The organism is Halopseudomonas oceani (genome assembly GCF_002903165.1).
Lineage (GTDB): Bacteria > Pseudomonadota > Gammaproteobacteria > Pseudomonadales > Pseudomonadaceae > Halopseudomonas > Halopseudomonas oceani.
In genome coordinates this window covers 25372-31628 of the sequence record NZ_PPSK01000027.1, presented here as the reverse complement: position 1 = coordinate 31628, position 6257 = coordinate 25372, and the positions used below count along the sequence as shown (strand labels likewise).

The 6257-nt window shown below is 54.9% G+C and carries 6 protein-coding genes; 2 read left to right on the top strand and 4 right to left on the bottom strand.

Annotated features, from left to right (window positions below; genetic code table 11):
• Positions 1–253: hypothetical protein (locus C1949_RS19570; RefSeq protein ID WP_211287209.1), on the top strand; the 253-nt coding region annotated here is incomplete at its 5' end.
• Positions 254–1240: 987 nt separating this feature from the next.
• Here the strand turns inward: C1949_RS19570 and C1949_RS17900 are convergent.
• A complete protein-coding gene (locus tag C1949_RS17900) occupies positions 1241–2809 on the bottom strand; it encodes a tyrosine-type recombinase/integrase (protein WP_104739784.1) in 1569 nt (522 codons plus the stop codon).
• Positions 2810–3173: 364 nt separating this feature from the next.
• Here C1949_RS17900 and C1949_RS17890 point away from each other — a divergent pair, with 364 nt between their 5' ends.
• The gene (locus C1949_RS17890) at positions 3174–4505 is read left to right on the top strand and encodes an MFS transporter (protein ID WP_104739783.1); all 1332 of its coding nucleotides are present in this window, start codon (positions 3174–3176) and stop codon (positions 4503–4505) included.
• Here the strand turns inward: C1949_RS17890 and C1949_RS17885 are convergent.
• The 3 genes from C1949_RS17885 to flgM all read right to left on the bottom strand — a co-directional run bounded on the left by C1949_RS17885 (position 4502) and on the right by flgM (position 6189).
• Entirely contained in the window at positions 4502–5251 is a 750-nt protein-coding gene (locus C1949_RS17885) for a flagellar brake protein (protein WP_170063114.1), read from the bottom strand. The two genes, C1949_RS17890 and C1949_RS17885, sit on opposite strands and share 4 nt — an antisense overlap.
• Positions 5252–5323: 72 nt before the next feature.
• Positions 5324–5782: a flagella synthesis protein FlgN gene (locus C1949_RS17880; protein ID WP_104739781.1), complete on the bottom strand. Its 459-nt coding sequence runs from the start codon at positions 5780–5782 to the stop codon at positions 5324–5326.
• An 80-nt stretch (positions 5783–5862) separates the two neighbouring features.
• Positions 5863–6189, bottom strand: coding sequence for a flagellar biosynthesis anti-sigma factor FlgM (gene flgM, locus C1949_RS17875; RefSeq protein WP_104739780.1), 327 nt, complete (start codon positions 6187–6189; stop codon positions 5863–5865).
• Positions 6190–6257: the final 68 nt, after the last annotated feature.

Here is a 6257-nt window from a genome sequence, read left to right as displayed (position 1 = left end):
CCACATGATGCTGTCTGACCTGCTGGTTACTCGCCTACCAGTGGGGCTTAACCGCACGCTGACCCACGAACGCAGGGCGCAGGTTGCTGGGTTCGGGATCGTTGCTCAGGAAGCCTGCTGGCAGTTGCGCCAAGGCATCAGCCCCCTTGTTCGCCGTGAAGGTGTGTGTAGCAGAAACCTTTGGGTCCTCGACACTCGGCTTGACTCGAAACTCCCATGGGTAGCTCCATTTCTAAAAGCGCTCCGCTTCTGATGACTGCCTTTAGTCGAGTCGGTTTGTAGGTCTATAGAAAAGCGCTCATAGCGAGCAGCTCAATTGAGCGAGCCCCCTGAGGGGGATACGGTTTCTCTGATACTGAATCGCCCCTACCCCTTGACGACGGGTAGGGGAGTGAGAGCTTAGGCTACGGACGGTCCCAACTAGTTCTCAATCTGGCTGATATGTGGAAAGAATTGGGGTCACTCGATATATGGAAAGATTTGGGGTCGACTGATCGGATGAGCCTCCGCCGTTTTCACCGATCGCCCCGAGCTTTCAAGCAAGTCGACTCAGCTGTAGCCCAGTAGCCACGCGGCTTTCGACTAAATATGTGGAAGGATTTGGGGTCGGCTGATCGGGAAGCCCGTCGTTTTCCACCTATCGCCCTGAACCCTCGAATACATCGACTCCGCTGCGGCCCAGTAATCACGCAGCTTCCAGCACTATATGCGGAAAGATCTGGGGTGACTGCTGGCCTGCAGTGGAGTTCTCCCTCCTAGGCGCTATTGTGACGACTTTGTGTGGAGATGAAGAAGACGAAGTTTGTGGCAAAAATGTCCGATGTGCACTTCGGCAGTTGGGGCGAGTGTCACTCACCGACGTTGCTGGTCTCGGAGTCAGAATATGGATACATCACCGAGGTACCCTCAGTTTCCCATGATGATTGTTGCGTGGCGGGAGGGGGCAGCCCGTCTATGTACGTTTCTTCCGTTTTCACTGCCGGAAGCTGGCTCCTCGGGGGGGGGGGAGCGGTTGCTACACTTCGAACGAAATTGCTGTGATCTGGGCGTCTCGTACCTTTTAGCTGCCTAGTCAGAGCACTCTGCAGCGCCGATCCTCAGCGTTCGCATGGCATATCGGAAGATCTGTACATAGATGACGGCAGGAGCGTCTGCGTCTCTGGATATGGTGGAAGCCACACACAGTTTGTGTTCTGGGTTGATATGTGTTTTAGGTTTTACCTGCAGAGCTACAATATTCCTATATGTCACTTATGCAGACTGTTACCTCTTTTCCCGCTTTTGCTAGCATGTGTGAAAGGGACTCAAAAGTAAAATTCTTTGATAGCCCTTTCTCTATCTCTTCTAAGCGTTGCGGATGAGCCCCTAGTATTTGAGCTGCGGCCACTCTGCTCATGTTTTTTTCCTTTAGCCAAGCGGCTAACGCGTTAACTAACGTGGTCATTACGATGGAGTGTGCAGCCGAATAAGGAGTTATCTCTTGGCCTGCTAATTCAGCGGCGCGGGGCGCGATCGATTCAGTAGGTTCACCATTGGATTCAAACAGTACCGCAGTAACAACGTATGCCCACTCGTGCCAGACACGTTTCTGTTGTTCCTGACGCTGGTTCTTGTTGTAGGTTTCCTCTAATCGTGGTTTCGAGTGATTGAGCATGGCCTCGATAACATCATTTGCTGCCCCGCAGCGTTGGCTCCACCCTGTAGATGCTGACCTTCTAAGGTCGTGTGGTGAGAAAGGTTCGAAGTCTTGTAGCGGAGCAGGGTGAGTTGTGCGGCTTGTCCTTGATCCCAAAAGTCGGGCGATGGCAGTGTTGATGCTATCGGGATGGATAGCAGTTCCCCGGCCTTGTCCGCTGAATACGAAGTCGTTGCCCTCGAACATTTCCAAGTTTTGTAGCAGCTGGATGGTTTCGGGTGCGAGGTAAACAGTATGGGGACGGCGGTTTTTTGTCCTTTCTGAATTAATTTCCCATGTGCCTGATTGCAGGTCGAGTTCCTGCCAGCGCATGCCGGCAACCTCATCGCGTCTTGCGCCGGTCAATATCAAAATCTTTATGGCTGTGCTGAGATGCTTTCCGAGCAGGCCGGCTTCTTCCTGAGTTTCCAGGGTTTGCCAAACGCGGACTATTTCTGGAACCGTGAGAAAACGCTTGCCTATGGCGCCCGCAGAGCCACCAATTTTGCCTGATGTAACCCCGCGCAGAGCGTTGTCATCAATGAGCTGACAGTCTTCCGCATAGCTGAGCATTGCGCGCAGGACATTTAGTTGGTGCCTAGCTTCAACCGGGACCGTTGTTGCTAGCTTTCTAAGAAATGGCACGAGTATCTGTCGGTTGACGTCGCGCACCAGCAACGGTCCGAGCTCGGCTTTGCAGTATCGGTTCCAGCGAGCCTGATGCTCCCTGACCGTTTTGGGGGCCGGAATTCGTTTTGATCGTTGGCTGGGAGTTGCGCCATAAAATTGCAGCCATTCGTCAAAAAGTGACTGCATCGTTGTTGCCTGCTCGTTTGACTTGATCCGAGCTTGCCAGGAGAGGCGTGGGTCCAGCCCATCGGCTGCGAGATTGTAACCTTCCAGGTGTTTGTCCTTGGCCTCCTGTAACGTCATGGACATTGCGTTACCGATCGTCACGTCGACAGGCTTACCTTTGATGATGTAACGGGCAACGTATTTGCGCCCAGCTGCAGCTGTGACTTTGACGTATAGTCCTGACCCGACATGGCTGTGTACGGCTCGTCGATAGAAGGGTTTTAAAGGGTTTGGTTTGAGCTTGCGGATCAGATCTTGGTTATTCAGTGCCTTGGCCATTTAGGTTCTCAGGAGGCTGAAGATATCCTCAAAATGATACACGTTTTAATACCCGAAATCTGAGCGATACCCTGAATGAACACGGTGTTTTATGACGTTTTGTGGATTTTTAGGTTTTTGATTTTTAAGGAAAAAAGATGTTTGTGGTGTGTGTTGAAATACACCTGAAACCGCCTCCTAAGCGGTAGGTCCCCGGTTCGAATCCGGGCTCGCGCACCATCTCTCAGGGCCGCACTTCGACGCGGTCAATCTCGGCCTGGTCCGGGGAGGCAGGAACGCTTCGCTTGTTGACGTGTCGACTGTTCTGTCATTAGCTGGCGTTATCGTCGGTTAGCTACCGCCAAGGATTGTAACGGGAGTCTGAATGTCTCGCGCATTAACTGCTTTTTCCTCGTTGTACTTCGCTACCTTGCTGATGCTGTTGGGCAGTGGTTTGTTGAGCACCTACCTGGGTCTTCAGCTAGCTGCGAACGGGGTAAGTGAGCTTTGGATTGGTCTGTTGATGACAGGCTACTACGGCGGTCTGGTCATGGGAGCTTCGGTCGGTCACCGATTGATCTCCAGAGTCGGGCATATTCGTGCGTTTGTAGCCAGTGCGGGTCTGGTAACGGCCTCTGTTCTGTGTCATGCGCTGTTTGACAACGTGCTGGCGTGGCTTGGGCTGCGCGTGCTGGTCGGTATGGCCATGATGTGTCAGTTCATGGTGCTTGAGAGCTGGCTGAACGAGCAGTCCGAGTCGCATCAGCGGGGCATGGTCTTTGCCAGCTACATGGTGGTGACCTATCTGGGGTTGGTGCTGGGTCAGGTTGTATTCGCCTTTAAGCCGGAGTTGTCGCTGGATCACCTGCTATACGTCGCCATGTGTTTTTCGTTGTGTCTGGTGCCGGTAGCGACGACCCGTCAGATTCACCCGGCGCCAATGCGTCCTGCGCCGCTAAAGGCTCGGATGTTCTTTCAGCGCATTCCTCAGGCGCTAACCACCATTGGTGTGGCGGGCTTGATGATGGGGGCGTTTTACGGGATGGCACCGGTGTTTGCCAGATCAATGGGGTTGCCAACCTCCGAGATCGGTATGTTCATGGCGGTAACTATCTGTGCGGGGCTTGCCGCACAATGGCCGGCCGGGTGGCTGTCGGATCGGGTTGACCGCAGTCAGTTGATCCAAATAAATGCGATGGTGTTGACGGCAGTATCCGTGGTGATGGCCATCGGGCTGATACCCAGCGGCGGACTCATCTTTCTGACGGCAATTTTCGGGCTGATGGTGTTCACTCTCTATCCCATGGCGGTTGCGCTGGCGAACGATCACGTCGAGCCGGATGATCGAGTCCCCCTCTCTGCCATGCTGCTGGTTACCTTCGGCCTGGGGGCGAGTGTTGGTCCGCTGATCAGCTCAGGGCTGATGAAGTGGCTTGGCCCCAACATGCTCTATATCTTCATGGCTGCATGCAGCGCCATTTTGGTCTTCCGAGTGCGCACGGCGATGGTGACGGGGGATAATCTCGTCGAGGAGGCACCTCTGCAGTTCATGCCTGCGGCCGGTAACCTCGCCAGCTCGCCGCTTGCCGCGGCGATTGATCCGCGGGTAGAGGAGAGCGCCGTGATCGAGCAGATGCAGGATGAGCTACCGCCGGAAGAGCAGCCTGCTGAGGATGGATATGCGGATGCGGATCAGGAAGACCATAGGCCGGGTTAGAACAGGTCTTCCTTCTCGAGTCGGCGTGCTTCGCGCTGTAGCTGGTTGACGAAACGGTCGATGCTCCGCTGCGCTTGTGCTGATTGAAGCTTGAACATCAGGCCAAGGTGGGTTTCGTTGGCGTCCTCACGAAAGACCACGTGGCGCACCTCTACGTTGACTTCGACACGTCCCATATCGGGTAGGTGCAGCACGCTGTTTGGGTACTCTTCTCCTGGCTTCAGCGACTTGCTCTGGTCGCCCTCCAGGCGCACCTTGCAGCCGGTTGCGGACAGATCCATCAGGTAGCAGGTAAAGCGCCGGTCCCGTTCCGGGTGGACCATTTCCACTGCAATGTCAGCGGTGCGGCGCACACTGGCTCGAAAGGCGCCGCGTTTCTGATGATAGATCAACTCTGCTGGCAGTGGGATGGCGTATGCAGGAGCGTCATCCAGCATGACCTGGCTCGCCCCGGGACAGTTCCAGCGCATGTGAATGCCTTCATGCCAGGCGTCTATTCGGAACGACTCGCCCTGATTGGCGTAGCGGTCGCCTTCGCGGGGAATCAGTTCGTCAATCCAGATAGCGCCCTTGTTGGAATCCAGATTGACAATGAAACTTTGAAATTTCTGTGAGCGGTCGGTAAACGTAACAGTCAGAGTGTCACGTGCCTGCATCAGAGTCCGTAACAGGGACAGGATTTCGACCGGGGCGCGTACTTCTCTGGGTGGCTGGGGACCAGTTTCTTGTGAGAATAGGTTGGACACGTCAGCTTCTCGTTATAGTTCGTAATAGCAGGCGTAACTATACCGCGACGTTGGTCGCAATGATATTTGTGATCAGGCTTTGCTGAGGTCGCGGGTGATGCCGGATCGGCTGCGATTGCCAAGCTGGTCGTAGATGCCGCTGCTGGGTTCGCCCTGATTGCGCAGCAGGTCGAGTATCGTGCGGGTGCTGTGCTGGCTGTGGTGGACCAGGCGGGCGTTGTGCTCGTTGGCTTGTTTGCATTCTGCCAGGGCGGCAAGAAATTGCTGATACTGGTGCTCTAGGGTGGCGTCGCCACTCTGGGCGATATGCTCGCCCAACCCCTCTGGGGAGATCTGGTTGGCTTGGCAGTAGCGCTGGATTTGCTGGTCGTGAGTTATCAGAGCATCGGTAAGGGGGCGCTTTTGTTCCAAAAGCTGCTCCAGTGCTTCCACGTCCTGTTTTGCCAGTGCGTCGCGTTCCTGATCCAGCAGGTTCAGATACTGCCGGCAGTCGTGTTCAGCCGATTGGAAGCGTTCTTGCAAAGCGTGCATGGCGTGTCTCCTGACTGTAGCTGTCCCGGGCGGGGAGTAGTCAAAGAGTACAGCCAGCGATCATTTCTGACTACTGGCTGTCAGCTTTCGAAGCTCAGAAGCTTATCGGCAATGCGGCTGCTGTCTGACTTGTAGCTGCCATCGGCGATAGACTGCTTGATCTGGTTGACGCGTTCGCTGTCTACCTCGGGCAGATCGCGCAGCTTTTCTTCGATTGCTTGCAGTTGCTGAGCTTGTGCGCTGAGGTTTACCGATGAAGTGCTTTCGGTCTGTTTGCTCTGTGCTGCGTCAGCCTGCGGGGCTGAAGTGCCAACCGAGCCGGCTTCGCGCTTGCCAGCGGTGCCAGTAGTCTGGCTGCTGCGACCAGCACCGTTCGGGCCGTTGGGCGAGTTGAAGTCGATGACCATGATGAATTCCTCAAACTGTAAAATCTTCTCTAGCTGCTTTAACGGCAGCTGGAAGGAAAACTTTAGGA